Origin of the sequence: Rhizobium sp. AC27/96 (genome assembly GCF_001692325.1) — a bacterium.
Lineage (GTDB): Bacteria > Pseudomonadota > Alphaproteobacteria > Rhizobiales > Rhizobiaceae > Rhizobium.
In genome coordinates this window covers 309,721-326,629 of record NZ_LXKN01000018.1, presented here as the reverse complement: position 1 = coordinate 326,629, position 16,909 = coordinate 309,721, and the positions used below count along the sequence as shown (strand labels likewise).

The 16,909-nt window shown below is 59.5% G+C and carries 17 protein-coding genes; 8 read left to right on the top strand and 9 right to left on the bottom strand.

Going from position 1 to position 16,909, the window contains the following annotated elements; genetic code table 11:
- Positions 1-124 precede the first annotated feature (124 nt).
- Positions 125-1,270, top strand: a complete 1,146-nt coding sequence (locus tag A6U86_RS15185) for a Xaa-Pro peptidase family protein (protein WP_068392588.1) — start codon at positions 125-127, stop codon at positions 1,268-1,270.
- Between the two features lie 16 nt (positions 1,271-1,286).
- On the opposite strand, the gene A6U86_RS15180 is transcribed toward A6U86_RS15185, so the two are convergent.
- The 6 genes from A6U86_RS15180 to A6U86_RS15155 form a co-directional block, all read right to left on the bottom strand.
- The gene (locus tag A6U86_RS15180; RefSeq protein WP_068392585.1) at positions 1,287-2,345 is read right to left on the bottom strand and encodes an ABC transporter ATP-binding protein; all 1,059 of its coding nucleotides are present in this window, start codon (positions 2,343-2,345) and stop codon (positions 1,287-1,289) included.
- Positions 2,346-2,349: 4 nt separating this feature from the next.
- Entirely contained in the window at positions 2,350-3,180 is an 831-nt protein-coding gene (locus tag A6U86_RS15175; protein WP_068392580.1) for a carbohydrate ABC transporter permease, read from the bottom strand.
- 3 nt (positions 3,181-3,183) lie between these two features.
- Complete coding sequence (locus A6U86_RS15170; RefSeq protein WP_068392578.1) at positions 3,184-4,119, bottom strand: carbohydrate ABC transporter permease; 936 nt, start codon at positions 4,117-4,119, stop codon at positions 3,184-3,186.
- Positions 4,120-4,209: 90 nt separating this feature from the next.
- The gene (locus tag A6U86_RS15165) at positions 4,210-5,469 is read right to left on the bottom strand and encodes a sugar ABC transporter substrate-binding protein (protein WP_068392575.1); all 1,260 of its coding nucleotides are present in this window, start codon (positions 5,467-5,469) and stop codon (positions 4,210-4,212) included.
- A gap of 41 nt (positions 5,470-5,510) precedes the next feature.
- On the bottom strand, positions 5,511-6,677 hold the full coding sequence (locus A6U86_RS15160) for a PLP-dependent transferase (protein WP_068392573.1): 1,167 nt from the start codon (positions 6,675-6,677) through the stop codon (positions 5,511-5,513).
- On the bottom strand, positions 6,674-7,369 hold the full coding sequence (locus A6U86_RS15155; protein ID WP_068393961.1) for a FadR/GntR family transcriptional regulator: 696 nt from the start codon (positions 7,367-7,369) through the stop codon (positions 6,674-6,676). Before A6U86_RS15155 ends, A6U86_RS15160 begins: the two co-directional genes overlap by 4 nt.
- Before the next feature lie 210 nt (positions 7,370-7,579).
- Here A6U86_RS15155 and A6U86_RS15150 point away from each other — a divergent pair, with 210 nt between their 5' ends.
- Positions 7,580-7,834: a hypothetical protein gene (locus tag A6U86_RS15150; protein WP_068392571.1), complete on the top strand. Its 255-nt coding sequence runs from the start codon at positions 7,580-7,582 to the stop codon at positions 7,832-7,834.
- A 402-nt stretch (positions 7,835-8,236) separates the two neighbouring features.
- Entirely contained in the window at positions 8,237-8,377 is a 141-nt protein-coding gene (locus tag A6U86_RS35625) for a hypothetical protein (protein WP_169055480.1), read from the top strand.
- Positions 8,378-8,407: 30 nt separating this feature from the next.
- Here the strand turns inward: A6U86_RS35625 and A6U86_RS15145 are convergent, their stop codons facing one another.
- Genes A6U86_RS15145 through A6U86_RS15135 form a run of 3 tightly spaced genes read right to left on the bottom strand, consistent with a single transcriptional unit; the run spans position 8,408 to position 11,653 of the window.
- Positions 8,408-9,634 carry an amidohydrolase family protein gene (locus tag A6U86_RS15145; protein ID WP_068392570.1) on the bottom strand — a complete coding sequence of 409 codons (1,227 nt, stop codon included), beginning with the start codon at positions 9,632-9,634 and terminating at the stop codon, positions 8,408-8,410.
- A 42-nt stretch (positions 9,635-9,676) separates the two neighbouring features.
- On the bottom strand, positions 9,677-10,879 hold the full coding sequence (locus A6U86_RS15140) for an amidohydrolase family protein (protein WP_198929061.1): 1,203 nt from the start codon (positions 10,877-10,879) through the stop codon (positions 9,677-9,679).
- A gap of 60 nt (positions 10,880-10,939) precedes the next feature.
- Positions 10,940-11,653 (bottom strand): GntR family transcriptional regulator, encoded by a 714-nt coding sequence (locus tag A6U86_RS15135; protein WP_068392568.1) that lies wholly within the window; start codon positions 11,651-11,653, stop codon positions 10,940-10,942.
- 269 nt (positions 11,654-11,922) lie between these two features.
- Here A6U86_RS15135 and A6U86_RS15130 point away from each other — a divergent pair, with 269 nt between their 5' ends.
- The 5 genes from A6U86_RS15130 to A6U86_RS15110 all read left to right on the top strand — a co-directional run bounded on the left by A6U86_RS15130 (position 11,923) and on the right by A6U86_RS15110 (position 16,882).
- Positions 11,923-13,011, top strand: coding sequence for an ABC transporter ATP-binding protein (locus tag A6U86_RS15130; protein WP_068393958.1), 1,089 nt, complete (start codon positions 11,923-11,925; stop codon positions 13,009-13,011).
- Between the two features lie 29 nt (positions 13,012-13,040).
- A complete protein-coding gene (locus A6U86_RS15125; protein ID WP_068392566.1) occupies positions 13,041-14,339 on the top strand; it encodes a PotD/PotF family extracellular solute-binding protein in 1,299 nt (432 codons plus the stop codon).
- Positions 14,340-14,405: 66 nt separating this feature from the next.
- Positions 14,406-15,317 carry an ABC transporter permease gene (locus A6U86_RS15120; protein WP_068393956.1) on the top strand — a complete coding sequence of 304 codons (912 nt, stop codon included), beginning with the start codon at positions 14,406-14,408 and terminating at the stop codon, positions 15,315-15,317.
- A 1-nt stretch (position 15,318) separates the two neighbouring features.
- Positions 15,319-16,140, top strand: coding sequence for an ABC transporter permease (locus tag A6U86_RS15115; RefSeq protein WP_068392563.1), 822 nt, complete (start codon positions 15,319-15,321; stop codon positions 16,138-16,140).
- Positions 16,141-16,144: 4 nt separating this feature from the next.
- Entirely contained in the window at positions 16,145-16,882 is a 738-nt protein-coding gene (locus tag A6U86_RS15110; RefSeq protein WP_068392561.1) for an aspartate/glutamate racemase family protein, read from the top strand.
- Positions 16,883-16,909: the final 27 nt, after the last annotated feature.

Sequence of the window (16,909 nt, the reverse complement as noted above, 5' to 3'; positions counted from 1 at the left end):
CAACGCCTGATGCGGTGATTTCTTTTTCCTTGTCGACATTTTGCCTACAAGATTATTAGTGTCGCTGTCACCGTGCCGATACGGCGCGAGGCCTATGCGATTTGGAATATTGAGGAGTCGAAAAATGTCGTGGCAACATCCAGTCCCCCGGATCACTGACGAGGAAAAGCAAGCACGTCTTGCATGGCTTCGCCAGTTGCTGGATGCGGAGGGTTTGGCCGGCATGCTGCTTGGGCCGAGTGAAAGCCTGCGCTACTTCACCGGCCTTGTCTGGCATGCCAGTGAACGCTTCCTCGGGGCGCTGGTGACGCCGACCGAGCTTTACTACATCGTTCCTGGTTTCGAACGTAGTCGCCTCGAGACGCTGACGCATTTGCCCGCCGAAATCCTCGAATGGCAGGAGGAGGAGAGCAGCGCAGCTCTCATCGCACGTCTGCTCGGCAACAAGGGCATTCTGGCGCTTGACGACAACATGCCGCTGTTCTTCTACCATGCGCTGGCTGCGGAACTCGGTGCCGAGCGGTTGAAAAATGGTGGGCCGATCATCAACCGCCTGCGCCGCATCAAGTCTCCTGCTGAAATCGCGCTCATTCAATATGCGATGAACCTGACGCTTGGCATCCACAAGCAGGCCCACACCTTGCTCAAGCCCGGTATCCGCGCCTCCGAAGTGGTTGAGTTCATCGATCGACGGCATCGCGAGGTTGGCGCTCACGGCGGCTCGACCTTCTGCATCGTCTCCTTCGGCGAGGCGACATCGCTGCCGCATGGCGCCAATGGTGACCAGACGCTCGCCGAAGACGATGTCATCCTCGTGGACACCGGCACCCGCATTGACGGCTATCACTCCGATCTGACGCGAACATACAAGCTGAAAGCCGGCGATAGCGTCTTCGAAGATGCCTGGGCGATCGAGCGGGAAGCGCAGCAGGCGGTCTTCGATGCCGCCAAGCTCGGCGCTGCCTGCTCGAGCCTTGATGATGCCGCGCGTTCGGTTCTCGCGAAACATTCGCTGGGTCCCGACTACAAGCTGCCCGGATTGCCGCATCGCGCCGGTCACGGCCTGGGGCTGGAGATCCATGAGGAGCCCTATATCGTGCGCGGCAATGCAACACCGCTTGAAGTCGGCATGTGCTTCTCGAACGAGCCGATGATCGTCTTTCCGCAGAAATTCGGCATCAGGCTCGAGGATCATATCTACATGACGGCGGACGGCCCGCGCTGGTTTACGCCGCCGTCCAACGGGCCAACGAACCCGTTTGTGGATTGAGGTCTGAAAGGGCGGCTCAGGCCGCCCTTTTTCCGTCCTCATCGAAGACGTGCAGATGCTGCGACGGGAAGGCGACATTGACGTGGTTCCCGGCGCTGAGCGCACTGCGGTCCAACGTAAACACCTTGAACGGCAGGCCATGCAGCGAAAGATGCAGGATGATGCCGAAGCCCGTGGGTTCGATGAGCTCGACGGTTGCGGCCATGTTGGATTGATCCGAGGACAGGACGACATGTTCCGGGCGGATGCCGAGAGTTACCTTTGCGCCGGGCGTCAGCTTTAGCGATTCAGCAAGCGGCACGAAGGTGCCATCCTTCAGCTTGACGCCACCCTCCTGATAGATCGCATCCAGAAAATTCATGCCGGGCGAGCCGATGAAGCCGGCAACGAAGAGATTGGCGGGGCGGTCGTAGAGTTCCAGCGGGCTGCCGACCTGCTGAACCACCCCGCCATGCATGGCGACGATCCGGTCCGCCAGCGTCATTGCCTCGATCTGGTCGTGGGTGACGTAGATCGAGGTCGCTTTCAGGTCGCCATGCAATTTCTTGATCTCGGCCCGCATCTGTTCGCGCAGACGGGCGTCGAGGTTCGACAACGGCTCATCGAAGAGGAAGGCTTTCGGCTGGCGCACAATGGCGCGGCCCATGGCGACGCGCTGACGCTGGCCGCCGGAAAGCGCCTTCGGCCGGCGTTCGAGCAGCGGATCGAGGCCGAGCTTCGTGGCAGCTCCTGCGACCGCCTTGGCAATGCTCTCCTTCGCCATTTTCCGGAGCCGCAGGCTGTAGCTCATGTTGCCGGCGACATTCATATGCGGATAGAGCGCATAGGACTGGAAGACCATGGCTATGTCACGGTCCTTCGGATGCAGCTCGTTGACACGATTGTCGGCAATGCGGATTTCGCCGCCGCTAATGTCTTCAAGGCCCGCAATCATCCTGAGCAAGGTGGACTTGCCGCAACCGGACGGGCCGACGAGGACGACAAACTCGCCGTCCTTGATCCTCAGATCGATGTCGTGCAGCACCTGCACATGGCCGTATGCCTTCTTGACGTTCTGGATATCGATCGATGCCATTTGACTAACCCTTGACCGCGCCGGCCGTCAGGCCCTGCACAAGATAACGTTGGATGAGCAGGAAGAAGAGCGCGGCCGGAATGAGCGCCATGACGCCCGCTGCCATCATTTGCCCGAAATCCACGGAGAATTTTGAGACGAAGGTGAGAAGCCCGACCGGGAAGGTCGCGGCCTGATTGCCATTGATCAGCATCAGCGCGAAGAGCAGTTCGCTCCAGGCAGCCGTGAAGACGAAGCCAAGCGTCGCGGCGATCCCAGGCAGCGTCAGCGGCAGGATGATCTGCCGGAAGGCGGTGAATTGCGTTGCGCCATCGATCATGGCCGCCTCTTCAAGATCCTTCGGAATGCCATCGAAGAAGGACTGCATCAGGAAGGTGGCGAAGGGCACGTTGAAGGCCGTATAGACGATGACGAGGCCGGTGAGACTGTTCGTCAGATGCAGCGGCGTCAGGATCTTGAAGATCGGCGCGACAAGCATGACCAGCGGAAACATCTGCGTCAGCAGCATCAACGCCACGATCCAGTATTTGGCGCGGAAATTGAAACGGGAGAGCGCGTAGCCGGAGAGCGAAGAGCAGATGGTCACCGCAATTGCCGTCGAACCGGCGACAATCACGCTGTTCTTGAAGAAGGTCGGAAAGTCGCTGTGCTGCAGCACGAAGGCATAGTGTTCCCACGTCGTGCGCGACGGCCACATGCGCACGCCTTCCGTATAGAGCAAGTCATTCGGCGTGACAGAGACCTTCAGCAGCCAGAAGAGCGGGAAGAGTGCGAAGAGAACATAGCAGAGGATCGCCAGCCGATGTGCGATGGTGGGAAGGATGGATCGTCTCATGGCTCAATCCTTGTTCAGCAGGGTCTGCCGCAGCAGGATGATCAGCATGGAATAGGCGAGAAGCAGAACGAGGAGCACCAGCGCAATGGCCGAGGCATAACCGAAGTCGAGCCGCTTGAAGGCCTGCGTGAAGATGTAGCTGGCGACGATCTGCGTGCGGTCCGCGGGACCACCGCCGGTCATGACCACGATCAGGTCGGCGAAGTTGGAGACCCAGACGGTGCGCAATAGCACGGTAATGGCGATGGTCGGTGCGAGGAAGGGAAGCGTGATCGAGCGGAAACGTTCGAACCAGCCGGCGCCGTCGATGGAAGCCGCCTCATAGAGATCGCGCGGGATCGCCTGAAGGGCTGCCAGCAGCGTGATTGCAAAGAACGGAATACCCCACCAGACATTGGCGACGATCGGTCCCCACATCGCATAGTTCGGGTCGGACAGAATGTTGCTAGGCTCGCTCATCAGGCCGAGCGCATAAAGCCAGTGCGGTATCGGCCCGATGACGGGGTTGAACAGCCACGACCAATTGAGACCGGCCAGGAAGGACGGAACGGCCCAGGGCAGAAACACCAATGCCTGCACGATCCCCCTGCCGTAGAAGGGCTTGTCCAGCAGTAGAGCCAGGATCAGCCCGAAGATGAACTGCAGCGCCACGGAAGCACCGGTCCACCAGAGGGTATTCTTCAACGCCCAGTAAAAGGCCGTGTCCTTGGAGAGATCACGAAAGTGCTCCAGGCCGATGAAGCCGCCGGAAAATGGATTGAGCAGCTGGATATCGCGGAAGGCATAGGAAATGCCGATCGCCAGCGGCACCAGCATCACGGCGATGATGAGGATGAGGGCAGGGGCGCTGTAGAGATACGGTTCCGAGGCGTCGGCGAGGCGCTTCAGCCACGGCCGGCGGTCGTGACGCCTGTCGAGCGTGTCGGTGATCGAAGTCATCTGTAAGAGTTCCCGTTCGCGACGTTCGGACGCCGTCTGTTTCAGGTGAGCAAGAGCGGCGGCGGATCGCTCCGCCGCCGAATGCGCCGATTATTTCTTGGCGAGGAACTTCTGCTGCGCCTTGGTCAGGTAATCTGCCCACTGGTCGGCAAGGTCCTTGGCCGAGATATCGCCGAGCATCGCCTGCTGCGACGTCTTGATGGCGAGCGAATCCTTGAAGAAAGCGAATTCCTCGAGGTAGGTCGGCATTACGGTCGGAACCGTGTCCTTGTCCGCCAGCTCCTGGAACCAGCCCTTGAACTGATCGCCGGCATAGAAGGGGTCCTTCTCAGCGGCGGTGTAGGCCGGCAAGGCGCCGATCTTCTTGTTCCAGGTGAGGTTGCCTTCCGGGCCTTCGAGCGTCGCGATCAGCTTCCAGGAGAGGTCCTTGTTCTGGCTGGTGGAGAACATCGACCAGCCGCCATAACCGATGGTCGGGAAGGACTTGCCGTCCGGTCCCTTCGGCAGCGGCGCAACGCCGAAATCGTCCTTGTTCATGCGCTCGGCGACGGCGATCAAAGCATCCGGGTCCTGATCGAGGAAGGCGCAGGTGCCGGAATAGAAGCCGGCGACGACTTCATTGAATCCCCAGTTGACGCTATCCTTCGGCGCCAGGCCCTTCTTGTAGAGATCGACCATCCATTCGATGCCCTTGGCCCAGCCGGCGCTGTTCATCGTGGAGGTGCCGTCATCCGTGAAGTATTTGTTGTCGCCCGCCATGGAGGCCGCGAAGATCATCCAGCCATTCAGGCCGCCCGGTCCGCCGCGCATGCAGTAGCCGTATTTGCCCGGCAGCTTGGAGACGGCTTCGGACGCCTTGACGAAGTCATCCATCGTCTTCGGCGGCTCGCTGACGCCGGCCTGCTGGAGAAGCTTCTTGTTGTAGAACATGGCACGCAGATAGAAGCCGTAAGGCAGCATATACGCGGTGTTCTTGACGTAGCGACCGAGCTCAAGCGCGCGGGGCGTCAGCTCCTTGGTGTGCTCCCACTTCGCCAGATAGGGCTCCAGGCTTTCGAGCATGCCGTTGTTGCCGTAGAGCGATACCCAGGTGTCGGGCATTTCCATGACGTCGGGCGTATCGCCGGCCGAGACCATGGTGGCGAATTTCTGGAAGGCTTCATTCCAGGGCAGGGAGATGATGTCGACCTTGGTGCCGGGATTGTCCGCCTCGAACTTGGCGACGATCGATTTCAGCGTCTCGGTACGCTCGGGGCTGGTGATCACTTCGACGAGCTTTAACGTCGTATCGGCAAAGGCGGTACCGCCCATCAAGGCGGTAAAGAGTGCTGCAGTTATCAGTCTTTTCATGTTGGTTCCCCTTTTTAGATGTTCCTCTTGGATTGACGACTTCACGAGGTGGCGGCGATGGCCTCCTCGAGCTCTCTCCACAGCGCCTCGGTTCCCTCAAGGCCGATATGAAGACGCACGGAGCGTGGGTGGATGCCGAAAGTGTGCGCGGAATTCGGCTGCGCCTTCTGTTGCAATACGACTTCGCCCGGGACGATCAGGCTTTCATGCCCGCCCCAGCTCACACCCAGCTTGAAGAGGTTGAGACGGTCGGCAAAGGCTCTGATATCGACGCCTTCGCGGAAGATGAAGGAAAACAGGCCCGAGGTGCCGTTCAGCCCGGTTGGCAAGCGATTGGCGAGGCCGGGATGGCAGACCTGTTCGACAACATCGAGTTCCTGCAGGCGCTTGGCGATCGTCATGGCCGAGGCTTCATGCGCCCTCATGCGGATCGGCAGGGTACGAAGGCCGCGGATCAGCAACCAGGCGTCAAAGGGTGAAAGCTTGCCGCCGAGGTAAGGGTAGGCTTCGGCCTTCAGCCGCGCGATCATCTCCTTCGAGCCAGCGACGATGCCGGCAACCACATCGCTGTGCCCACCAAGATATTTCGAGGCGGAGTGGATGACGAGGTCGACGCCGAGCTTCAGCGGCTGCTGGAAATAGGGCGTAGCCCAGCTGTTGTCGATCATCGAGACGACACCATGCTTCCTGGCGAGCGCGGCCAGCGCGCCGACATCATGCGCTTCCATGACCCAGCTCGTCGGGCTTTCCATGTAGAAGACCTTGGCGCCCGGCAACGCCTTGGCGACAGCTTCCTCATCCCGGCCGTCGACATAGGTCACTTCGACCTTCATGCGCTTCAGAATGGTGCCGAAGAGACGGAAGGCATCGGGATAGACATGCTTGACCGCGACGATCCGGTCGCCCGGCTCGACAAAGCTCAACACGGCCGACGAGATTGCGGCCATGCCGCTGGCAAATCCAAGCGCGTCCTCAGCACCCTCGAGCTTCGCCAGCATTTCCTCGAACAGGCGAACCGTCGGGTTGAGGCCGCGTGTATAGGTCGGCCGCACCTTCTCGCCGCGATAGGACGCGATCATCTCGTCATAGCTGGAGAAGGTGAACAGCGAAGTCTGGAAGATCGGCGGCACCACGGCATCGGCGAAGTTGCCGTCGTCATGGGCCGTAATGAGGGATGCAAGTTCGAACGGCTCTAGCCCGTCAGTCATTTGGACATTTCCTTGATGTCTTCCTCGACAACGTCGAGAATTTTCAATGTTTCGGCGCGCGCCGCCTCGGGATCCTGGTCGACGATTGCGTTGAACAGCGTGCGGTGAAAGGGGAAGGATCGGCGGGCGAAATCCTGCCGGTCGAAGGGATGGTCCCAGAAGCGTTCGAAGGTTTCACGCATCTGTTCGAGTAGTTGCTTGAACAACGGATTGTGCGTGGCGTCGTAGACCGCCAGGTGAAAGGCGAGATCCTCAGGCCCGGATGTGCCCTTGGCCATGTGGACGCGTTCCATCTCGTTCAGCTTCTGCTCGATGTTGGCGATGTCCTCGTCGGTGCGCTTCCTCGCGGCCACCATGCCGGCTTCGCATTCGATGCCGCGGCGAACTTCGAGCGTCTGCAGCAAGGCATCACGCAGATGCGGCGGATCGAGCGACAGGGGCATATGGATGGTGCCCTTGGAAACGGGCTTCAACAGATAGGTGCCGCTGCCCTTCCGGGTTTCCATCACCCCCAGAGCCTGGAAATAGGTGATCACCTCGCGGATGGTCGAGCGCCCCACGGAAAGGGCGACCATCAGTTCACGCTCCGTCGGCAGCCGCTCGCCTGCCTGGAGCTTCGACGATTCGATGAAGCTCGACAGCGCCTCTATGACTTGCTGCGTCCGGTCGATGGAGGGAAGGGGTGTGAGCATGGCCTTGGTCATGGGTCGATAAATTGGTCTGACATCTGCCATCAGGTCAATCTCTTTTTTCCGGCGATTTCATATTTTCTGTGGTCGATATCGTGAATGACAGGATCGGCGCGAAAGATGGCCGGACAGACAAATGGCATCGTTCTGGCTTCAAGAGCGCGGATAGCGCTGATAGAAAGATCGCAATGTGAGTCTCTGAGTTGGAAGAGAATGGCTGCGCGAGATCGATATTCACGGAAGCTGGAATGCGCGCGGTGCGGGCATATCGGTTTTGCCGAGGTGTCCGAGACGGACAATCGTCGGGCACCGAGCCGCGATTTCAAGATCGATCAGATGCCGCATGGTTTTGCCACCGAGCGGCCGTCGACTGATCCACGCAAGCACATGATGCGTTGCCGCTGCGGCTCGGTATTCCGCTTCGAGCAGGATACGGTCTATGCACCCGGCGGCGAGCCGCGCCGTTAAGGCAATTATGCCTGAAAACAAAAAAGCCTCGCATCGGCGAGGCTAAGCTTGTGCCGCTCCGGGGAAATCGGAAGCGACGCGGCGTTTTTTAATCGCGGTCATTCATTCCGACTAGGTCAGTTTTGGCGATAACGGTACGCTTTCATAAAAAATGGCCGCAAATTTACCACCACCGCCTTCGTCTCTTCGAAGGTTGTGTAGGGCACCAATATATTTTCCATGGTTGCGCGAACTACGCAATTAAAAACATCGTAACGTGCATATGTGTTCAGCTACCGTTCATTTTCGCAAGGGCAAAAGGCATCTGCCGCAACGCCTTGCGGTCCTCGAGGCCCGGCTTCCGATTGGCTTGCCAATCTGATCGTCGGGCCTCGTAGATATTGAAAGAGCTTGGAAATTCCCATGCGGCTGCTTCTCGCCTTCATCGACTGGATTCAGCGCCGCCGCCGACAGCGGCTTGAGGCCGAAACGATTCAATATTCGGCCGATGATCCATGGGTTCTACAACAGATCGAAAAATTCGAACGTGAGTTGAAGCGGTAAGAGATCGTCGCAATCCGGCTTAGGTGCCACTTAGCTTTTAGGTGGCAGCAGACGCGGCTGCGGGCGGACAAAAGTCTGCCTGCCATTCTTCCAGCCGGCGATTGGTTGGCGAATTTCGCGAACCAGCGACAATGGATCGGCCGCATCCACCACCACGATATCCGCAGTCACACCCGGTTCCAGCCGATAGTCACGCCGCATTAATCGCGCAGCATTGATGGTCACCATGTCGAACGCCCGCGCAATGTCTTCGTCCCGCGACAGTTGCGCCAGGTTCGCGAAGAAATTGGCCATGCGCGCAAGTGACGCGTCGCCGTAAGGAGTGAACGGGTTCAGGACATTGTTTGTTGCGGCGGTCACGTTGACGCCATGGTCGATCAGCAGCATTGCCGGCGCCAGGCCACGCGGGATCAGATGATCAGCAGTACGACCAAGCAGGAAGACATCCGTCGCCGGCAAAGTCGTCACGGCTACCCCGGCATCGGCGAGCCGTCTGGCAAATTCGCTGACCAATGGCGTCGGCATGGCGGAGAGCTTCGTGGCGTGGCCGATCGAAACACGGCCACCATAGCCACGCCGCTCGGTTTCCGCCAAGACAGCGGGGATTGCCGAGCCGGACGGGTTCAGGTCGAAATCAAGATGAAAATCGACATCGACGCCGTGACGTTCGGCAAGGTCGAATATCCGCGAGATATGGGCTTGAGGATCAGGGTCGGTATAGGGGCAACCGCCGATCATATCCGCTCCGCTTTCGAGCGCACGATCCAGCATTTCCGCCGCCTCGGGCTCGTTGGTCAGCCCTTCCTGTGCGAAGGCGCAGATCTGGATATCGATGGCCCAGGCATAGGTGTGCCTGATCTGCTTGATCGCTTCGAACGACCGAAAACCGGCGCGCGGATCGATTTCCACAAAGGTCCGCATCGCCGTTGTGCCATGGACGATGGCATTCTCGACCACGCGGGCGGCGCGGGCATAGACATCCTCGATCGTAAAACCGACCTTCGCCTTGGCAGTCTCGCGAACCGCTTCCTCAAGCGTGCCTTCGCATATGAGGCAGCGGTCTAGAATGCAGGCCTTGTCGAGGTGGATGTGGCTATCGACAAAGCCGCCGAATGCGAAGCGGCCGCACATGTCATGACGTGGCGCGTCGGTGGCCAAAGTCCGTTCAATGGCGGCAATCTTGCCGCCTCTAACCCCAATGTCAAAACAACCCTCTTGTCTGGCGAAGCGGACATTCGAAATCACCAGATCGAGCATGAAGCTACCGCTGTTATTGGAGGGTGGGATAGTTGTCTTGTCTCAGCTCCGCAGAACCGCGCCATCTCTGGCGACAAGCTTGCCGGCCTTGTAGACGGAGCGTCCCTTCGGAACAGCGACGACCGCCTCGGGCACATGCTCGGCCTTCAACGTTACAAAATCGGCTTTCGCGCCGACGTGCAAGCCATAGTCTTCAAGCCGAAGCGCCCTGGCGCCGCTTTCGGTGACGATGTCGAAGGCGGCCTTCAACTCGTCATCCGTATAGAAGCCGGAGCGATAACCGATCATCATCGCTCGCCCGAGCATGTCACCGTCGCCATAGGGCCACCATGAGTCGCGGATATTGTCGCTGCCGCTGAAGACGGTGACGCCGGCGGAGCGGAGTAGGGCGACGGGAGGAAAAGAGTAGCTGCCCGGCGCATTCGTCATGATGGCAATGCCACTTTCGGCGATCAGAGCTGCCGCCCGCTTTGCCACCTCGCTTGAGAGATCGCCGAGCCCATAGGCATGGCTGACGGCCACATGTCCGCCCATGGAGAGTGCGCGTGTGCGGGCACAGATCTGCTCGATGGTGAACAGGCCAAGCGTGCCGCCATCATGGAGGTGGATATCGACACCAACGCCATGTTTCTCGGCGACACCGAAAACGACGTCGAGATGCCTTTCGATATCGCGATCGAAGCTTGCGGGATCGAGCCCTCCAACGAGATCGGCACCCATCGTGATCGCCTCGTCCAGAAGCTGTGGCGTTCCCGGGCTCTTCAAAATGCCGCTTTGCGGGAAGGCGACGAGTTGGATATCGATCAGTCCGCGATATTCCTCGCGCACGGCCAGTATCGTCTCAAGCGATTTCAACCCGACGGAACCGTCCACCATGACGTGGCTGCGCATATGCGTGCTGCCGTTGGCAATGCAGAGGTCGAGCTGGTTGCGAGCCCGCACATCCATGGGCGCTGCCTGCGCCATGTTCTCTGCCTGAAACGCCACGCGTTCGTGGACGTCGAAGCCGTTGGTGCACGGCTTATGCGGTATCCAGGCGTCACCATAAAAGCTGGTATCGAGATGAATATGGCCCTCGACGAAACCCGGGACGACCAATGCACTCTCAAGTTCCACGATCTGGCCGGCCTCGACCACCGATCCCGTTGGCTCGATCGCCACAATGCGGCCGTCCGTGACGCCGATATCCCTGATGGAGCCATCGGCGAGCTTGGCGCGGGTAAAAAGCGTCTCGATCACGCTCAAATGCTTCTCCTTCACTGCGGAAACTCAATCGCTCGGGTGTGGTCCCGATATGGGTAGCCTTTAGCGCTCGAAGGCTTCCCTCAGGCCGAAGCTCTTGCGCTCGCGCAAATCGAGGTCGGCTTCGATATGCGCAATATGGTGAAGCATCAGATGGCAGGCGGTCTCGACGTCTTTGCGCTCGAGCGCGTCGATAATATCGCCGTGCTCTGAATGACCGCAGCTCGAAACGCTGGATTGACCATACAGCGCGATCACAAGCGAAGAGCGCGCAACCAGCTCTTCCATGAAGCGCTGCATGATGAGATTGCCCGATATCGAGGCCAGCATCAAATGGAAATCACCGGATGCCTTGATTTCGGCGCGGCGGGCAGGCTGACCCCGCTCGCTCATCAAGCGGCCTTCTTCCACAAGCAGCTGCCTTAACTGCCGAAGCTGGACCGGGGTAATCCGCTCGGCCGCGGACCTCAAAATGCCCGGCTCGACCAGGCGGCGGGCTGCGAATATCTGCCCGGCCTCTTCCGGGGAAGGGTAGGCGACAAAAGCGCCCCTGTTCTTCTCGACGCTGACAAGGCCCTCATAGGAAAGAGCCTGCAAGGCAGCGCGCGCCAGCGTGCGGCTGACATTGAACAGGTTGCCGACATCGCTTTCGGATAGCTTGGTGCCTGGCGAAAGCCTGCGCTCGACGATCGCATCGCGAATTGCGTCGCGAATCTGCTGGGCACCGTTTTCCGTGGAATCGCTGGGCGCCTGAAGCGCATCTGCTGAAGAGTTCATAAAGTCGCCGACCCGGTATCTAATGCAAATGATATCGTGGTTTGCTACGGAAGTTAAATGAAATCTGGCGCAAACATGGCGTTAAATTGTATACAATTACCTGCATATATCGAAGACAATAGCCTATAAAATGGGCAAATAGCAACCTGCCTAATAAAGGGCAAACATCTGCCACCCCGATAAAAATATCGGAATTACAGATATTTAGTGCGGCGCAGCAAAACTGGCACGATTGATGCAGTGTCTTTCCCAGACAAAAGGGGAAGATGATGTCGAAAGCGGCAGAGATAGATATAGCGTCCGTTTCGAAGGTCTACGGCACCACGACGGCCGTCCACGCGATCAGCCTGAAAATACCGGCAGGGTCCTATTGCTGCTTTCTCGGCCCTTCCGGCTGCGGCAAGACATCGACGCTGCGCATGATCGCGGGGCACGAAAGCATTTCATCGGGTGACGTGCGGCTTGGCAATATCGTCGTCACCGATTTCCCGCCCGCCAAGCGCGGCACGGCAATGATGTTTCAGTCCTATGCGTTGTTTCCGCATCTCGACCTTATCGACAACGTCGCCTTCAGCCTGAAGATGAAAGGCGTCGACAAGGAAGAGCGCCGCGCCAAGGCGCTGGAAATGCTGAAGCTCATGCAGATGGAGGCCTATGCCAACCGTCGCCCGGCGCAGCTTTCCGGCGGCCAGCAGCAACGCGTGGCGCTCGCCCGCGCCCTGATCACCGATCCCGAGGCGCTGCTGCTGGACGAACCGCTCTCGGCACTCGACCCCTTTTTGAAGATCCGCATGCGCGCGGAGCTGAAGAAGCTGCAGAAGACGCTTGGCATCACCTTCGTCCACGTCACGCATAGCCAGGAAGAGGCGATGGCGCTCGCCGATATCATCGTCATCATGAACGATGGGCGGATCGAGCAGGCTGGCTCCCCGCGCGAGGTTTTCGAGCGTCCCGCAACTGCCTTCGTCGCGCGCTTCATGGGCGATCATAACGTGCTGTCCGGGCGAGTGACGCTGAGCGAGGACGGCATCATCACCATGACGGCGCCGGAAGGGCAGAGCTTCTCCGTGCGAGGAACCGGTCGTCAGGTGGGAGAGGCGGTCGATATCGGTATCCGCACCGATCGGGTCCGCCTTTCCTCATCCGCCGACAAGGGTCTCGGCTTCAACGGCGTCGTTTCCAATGTCGAATACCGCGGCGCGACAGTGAAGATCACGGTCATCGGCGCCGGCAGCGACGATTTCACCGTGATCGCAAGCGACGACGACGTTTCAGCCAAATTCCTATCGGTCGGCGATGCCGTCTCCCTGAGTTGGGCTCTGGGGGATGCCATCCTCCTCGGCCGCATTTCCGCATGACTCCTAAACATCAAAAAAAGGGAACAGACATGACGAATGAAACGAAGACTACCAAGGCGACAAAGGGCATTTCCCGCCGGTCGCTGCTGAAGGGTGGAGCTGCCGCCGCCGGCGCTGTTGTGGGCTCCGGCCTCATAACCGGCTTTCCGACAGTCTGGGCGCAAACGAAAATCACGCTGCGCCAGTTCGGCACCGGCGTTTCGAACATCAATGCGATCGCCGAGAAGTGCAAGGCCGACCTCGGCATTACGCTGGAGATGACCGCGACCGATTCCGACGCCGCAGCGCAGCGCGCCGTCACCCAGCCTGATAGCTACGACATCGCCGATATCGAATACTGGATCGCCAAGAAGGTATTCCCGGCCGGCGTTCTGCAGCCGATGGACGTCAAGAAGCTCAAATATTACGACAAGATCGTGCCGCTCTTCATCAACGGCAAGCTGAAGCCGGATAGCGTCATCGCTCAGGGCACGGCTCCGCATACCGTCGGCTTCGTCGAAGCGCAGGGCTCGAAGAAATTCGCCAAGGAACCGACGCAGTGGATGACGATGGTTCCGACCATCTACAATGCCGATACGCTCGGCATTCGCCCCGACCTGACAGGCCGCCCGATCACCAGCTGGGCCGACATTCTCGATCCGGCCTTCAAGGGCAAGACCGCCATCCTCAACATCCCGTCGATCGGCATCATGGATGCCGCGATGATCATGGAAGCCGCCGGCAAGATCAAATATGCCGACAAGGGCAACATGACGAAGGCGGAAATCGACAAGACGATCGAGTTCCTGATCAAAACCAAGGGCGACGGCCAGTTCCGCGCCTTCTGGAAGTCCTTCGACGAAAGCGTCAACCTGATGGCATCTGGCGAAGTCGTCATCCAGTCGATGTGGTCGCCGGCCGTCGCCGCGGTCCGCTCGAAAGGCATCGCCTGCACCTTCCAGCCGCTGAAGGAAGGCTATCGCGCCTGGGGCGGCGGTCTTGGCCTCGCCTCGCATCTCAAAGGCGCCCAGCTCGACGCAGCCTATGAATACATCAACTGGTACACGTCCGGTTGGGTTGGCGGCTACCTCAACCGCCAGGGCTACTATTCCGCCTGCATGGACACCGCCAAGAACTTCATGTCGGCCGACGAATGGGGCTACTGGATCGAAGGCAAGCCGGCACAGGGCGATATCCTGTCTCCGGAAGGCAAGGTCATGGAGAAGGCCGGCGCCGTTCGCGACGGCGGTTCCTTCGAAGCCCGCATGGGCGCTGTCGCCTGCTGGAATTCGGTCATGGACGAAGACCGTTACATGGTCCGTCGCTGGAACGAGTTCATCGCCGCCTAAACAGCATACACGTCATTTCCTCTCCCCGCCGATACGGGGGGAGGCCCATCAATGGAGAGCCGAACCATGGCGACGATCGCTTCCTCGGACGCGGAGCAGGAAACACAGAAAGCTGGACGCGGATTTGGGGTGCCCGCCTGGGCCGTCGCCTATCTGCAGGCCACGCCGCTCTTTCTGATCCTCGGCTTCTTCTTCCTTTTGCCGATTGCGATGATCGGTATCGTCAGTTTCTGGGACTATGACTTCGCAAGCCTTTACCCGGCCTTCCTGACCACGAACTACACCGATACGCTGGGTTCATGGGTTACGTGGAAAACCTATCTCAACACATTGAAATTCACTGTCATTGTCTGGGGGCTGACGCTCTTCATCGGCTTCTGGGTCGCCTATTTCCTCGCCTTCCACATCCGCCGCACGTCGACGCAGATGATCCTCTTTCTGGTGTGCACCGTGCCATTCATGACGTCGAACATCATCCGCATGATCTCATGGATACCGGTGCTCGGGCGCAATGGGCTGGTCAACTCGACGCTGATCGAGATGGGCATCATCCCGCAGCCGATCGAATGGCTGCTCTACTCCGATTTCGCCGTGGTACTGGCCATGGTGCACCTCTACACCCTGTTCATGGTAACGCCGATCTTCAACACGCTGATGCGCATTGACCGCTCGCTTTTCGAGGCAGCTCGTGATGCCGGTGCCAGCGGGTGGCAGGTGCTGTGGAATGTGGTGCTCCCGCTTGCCAAGCCCGGCATGGCGATAGGCAGCATTTTCGTCGTTACCCTCGTCATGGCGGATTTCTCCACTGTCCAGGTGATGTCGGGCGGCCAGAGCGCTTCCATCGCCTTGATGATGAAGAACCAGATGTCGCTGCTGCAATATCCGGCCGCAGCCGCCAATGCTGTGGTGCTCTTGATCGTCGTCCTGCTGATGGTTGCCGCTATCCTGCGCATCGTCGATATCCGCAAGGAGCTTTGAGATGAACCGGGAAAAGCGCAGCCTCGAATTCTATGTCCTGGCGATCTTCTTCACCATTTTCGTGCTGTTCCTCTACGGCCCTCTGTCGGCGATCGTTATCCTGTCCTTCCAGGGGCCGGACGGCGGCCTGACCTTTCCGTTGAACGGCGTGTCGCTGCACTGGTTCGCCAACCTCTTCGAGAAGCAGGCGGTCGGCGATTTCGGCGCGTCGTTCCAGCGATCGCTGATCCTCGGCGTCATGGTGATGATCGTGACCGTCGTCGTCTCGCTGCTGGCAGGCCTTGCCTTTCGCCGCCGTTTCCGTGGCTCGACATTTCTGTTCTACGCCACGGTTGCCAGCCTCGTGGTGCCATCGATCATCATTTCACTCGGGATCGGCGTGGTCTTCCAGCAGGGTGGTCTTGGGCCTGCCTGGTATTCCTCGGCCTTCGGCGCGCATCTCACCTGGACCTTGCCTTTCGGCGTGCTGATCATGTTCGCCGTCTTCAACCGTTTCTCACCGGCATACGAAGAAGCAGCTCGGGATCTGGGCGCCACGTCATGGCAGACCTTCCGCCATGTCGTGCTGCCGATGATCGCACCAAGCCTTATCGGCGTCGGTCTGTTCGGCTTCACGCTCTCCTATGACGAGTTCGCCCGGACCTTGATGACCTCGGGGACCTACAACACCCTGCCGCTGGAAATCTATGGGATGACGACCAACGTCACGACGCCGGTGCTCTATGCGCTTGGAACGGTGACGACGCTGTTTTCCTTCACCATCATTCTCCTGGCACTCGGGATTATGACCATGCTTGGCCGCCGCCAGGCCAAGAAAAGCTGAGATCATGCGTTTATTGCTTATCAACCCGAATACGACGGCCTCGATGACAGAGAAGGCCGCGATAGCGGCCCGCGCAGTCGCGGCCTCCGGCACAGAGATCATCGCCGCCACATCGCAGATGGGGCCGGCCTCGATCGAAGGCTATTACGACGGGGCTCTCGCCGTACCCGGCATGCTGCGTGAATTGAAGGAGAGGCAAGGCGCCGGTTATGACGCCGCGATCATCTGCTGCTTCGACGATACCGGTCTCGAAGCCGCCCGCATGTTCTGCGACGTGCCCGTTGTCGGGCTTTGCGAGTCGGCTGTCGCGACGGCGGGCTTTCTGGCGCAGCGGTTCAGCGTGGTGACGACGCTCGAGCGTTCGCGCATCCTGATCGACAATCTCGTCCAGCGCTACGGCATGGGAGCACGCGCCAAGGTGCGCGCTTCCGATATCCCAGTCCTGGAACTTGAGAACGCGTCTCCTGGCGCGATTGGGAAACTGCGGGCGGAAATCGAACGCGCACTTGCCGAAGATAGCGCGGAAGCGATCGTGCTCGGTTGCGCTGGCATGACGGATCTTGCCCGAGAGCTGCAGGAGATCTATGGCGTCCCCGTGGTGGACGGCGTGGCTGCGGCGGTCAAGCAGGCCGAAGCACTGGTCTCCCTGGGCCTGTCCACCAGCAAGCGCAGTTCCTATGCTTCGCCTTTGCCCAAGCCCTTTTCCGGCGCAATGAGCAGCTTTGCTCCGATGCCTGCCTAACTCGCGTGTGTTGTCGGCTTGTTGGCG